Raw genomic sequence first — 2,408 nt, 5'->3', positions numbered from 1 at the left:
GCGGCGGTGTCGTTGGCCGACTCGGACGGTGTGGTGTTCTCCGGTCGCCTGTCGTTGGCCTCGCATCCGTGGCTGGCCGATCACGTGGTGATGGGCCGGGTTCTGGTGCCGGGAACGGCGTTCGTGGAGCTGGCGATCCGGGCCGGTGACGAATTCGGGTGTGACCGTGTCGAGGAGCTGACGCTTGCTGCGCCTCTGGTGTTGCCGGAGCGGGGCGCGGTGCAGATCCAGGTGTTCGTCGGCGAACCTGACGACTCTGGCCACCGTTCGGTGAAGGTCTTTTCCCGGCCGGATGGCTCCGACGAGCTGCCGTGGGCCCAGCACGCCACTGGAGTCCTTGCTGCGGCGGAGGAGCTTCCCGGCGTTGGGTTCGATGCCGCGGTGTGGCCGCCGGTGGGCGCCGAGCCGGTCGAGCTGGATGGTTTTTATGAGAACCGGGCCGAGTCCGGGTTCGAGTACGGGTCCGTGTTTCGGGGGCTGAGGGCTGCTTGGCGGCGCGGTGATGCGGTGTTTGCCGAGGTTGCGCTGCCAGAAGAGGTTGAGCCCGGTGGGTTTGGCGTGCATCCCGCGCTGCTGGACGCGGTATTGCACGCGGCGGTGTTTGCCGGTGGCGACGAGGGCGCCGAGAACGGGGTCCTGCCGTTTTCCTGGGAGGGTGTGTCGTTGTTCGCCTCGGGGGCGACGACGGTGCGTGCTCGGTTGTCGTACGGCGGGCGGGAAGCGATCAGCATCGCGGTCTCGGATGCGGCAGGCGCGCCGGTCGCTTCGGTGGACGGCCTCCTGGTCCGCCCGGTAGTGGCCGAACAGTTCGGTGATGGCCGGTGGGTCGGCCGGGATTCGTTGTTCCGGGTGGAGTGGGCTCCGGTGGCTGAGGGGACGGACGCCGGGCCGTCGGTGGTTGCGGTGGTCGGCCCGGACGGCGGTCTGAGTGGCGAGTTGCGGGATGCGGGGATCTCGGTGGTGGGGTGCGCGGATCTGGCCGCGTTGGCTGTGGCTGAGGCCCCGGTGCCGGATGTGGCGTTGGTCGAGGTGGAGGTGGAGCGGCCCGGTGACGGGGTGGTGGATTCCGCCCACGCCACGGTGGTGCAGACCCTGGGCCTTGTCCAGAGGTGGCTGGAGGAAGAGCGGTTCGCGGGGTCTCGTCTGGTTGTGGTGGCACGTGGTGCTGTCGGTGATCTGGCGGTGGCGTCGGTGTGGGGTTTGGTGCGGTCGGCGCAGTCGGAGCATCCGGATCGGATCACGTTGCTGGATCTTGGTGATGGTGTTGTTTCGGGGGCGGTGTTGTCGCGGGCGTTGGCGCAGTCCGAGCCGGAGTTGGCGGTTCGGGAGGGGCGGTTGGTGGTGCCTCGGTTGGCGCGGGTGGGTGTGTCCGACTCTGCGGTGCGGGTGTGGGATGGGCCGGGCAGCGTGCTGGTCACGGGTGGTACGGGTGGTCTGGGTGCGGTGGTGGCGCGGCACCTGGTGAACGAGCGTGGTGTGCGGGATCTGCTGCTGGTGTCCCGGCGTGGGATGGCTTCGCCGGGTGCTGACGACCTGGTCGCCGAACTCGCCGGATTGGGTGCCCGGGTTGAGGTGGTGGCGTGTGATGTGGCTGATCGGGATGTGCTGGCGGGGGTGCTGGCCGGGCGTGAGATTTCGGCTGTGGTGCATGCGGCCGGTGTGCTCGATGACGGTTTGATTGGTGCGTTGTCTCCGGGGCGTGTTGATGCGGTGTTGCGTCCGAAGGTGGATGCGGCGTGGTATCTGCACGAGCTGACACGGGACATGGACTTGTCTGCGTTCGTGGTGTTCTCTTCCGCGGCGGGGACGTTGGGCAGTGCGGGTCAGGGGAGTTATGCGGCGGGGAATGCGTTTCTGGATGCGTTGGTGCGGTACCGGCGGGATCGGGGTCTGCCGGGTGTGTCGTTGGCGTGGGGGCCGTGGGATCAGTCTGACGGCATGGTCGGTGAGCTGAGCGCCGCCGATCGGGAGCGGATGCACCGCTTGGGGTTCCCGCCGTTGTCTGTCGAGCAGGGTGTGGCGCTGTTCGATGCTGCGGTGGGTGCTGGGGAGCCGGTGGTGTTGCCGGTGCGGCTGGATCTGTCGGCGCTGCGGGCTCGTGGTGAGGTGCCGCCGCTGTTGCGCGGACTGATCCGTACGCGCCGCACAGCCGGACGGATAGCGTCCACCGAGCTGATGCAACGGCTGGCTGGGCTGGGCGAGGTCGAGCAGCGGGAGGCGCTGCTGGATCTGGTGCGCAATCGGATCGCGTTGGTGCTCGGGTACGAGGGCGCTGCGGGGGTGGATGCAGCTCGTACCTTCCGCGACTTGGGCTTTGATTCGTTGATGGCGGTGGAGCTGCGTAATGGGTTGAGTGCGGCGACGGGGTTGCGGCTTCCGGCGACGCTGGTGTTCGACTATCCGACTGC

General features: G+C 68.4%; 1 protein-coding gene. It reads left to right on the top strand.

What is annotated here, in order from left to right:
- The coding region (locus ABZ562_RS41080) for a type I polyketide synthase (protein WP_361490565.1) at window positions 1-2,408 on the top strand (2,408 nt) is incomplete at both ends.

The organism is Streptomyces sp. NPDC019937, assembly GCF_040631655.1.
Lineage (GTDB): Bacteria > Actinomycetota > Actinomycetes > Streptomycetales > Streptomycetaceae > Streptomyces.
Note: the sequence above shows the minus strand (reverse complement) of the source record. Positions and strands in the feature narration are given on the sequence as shown.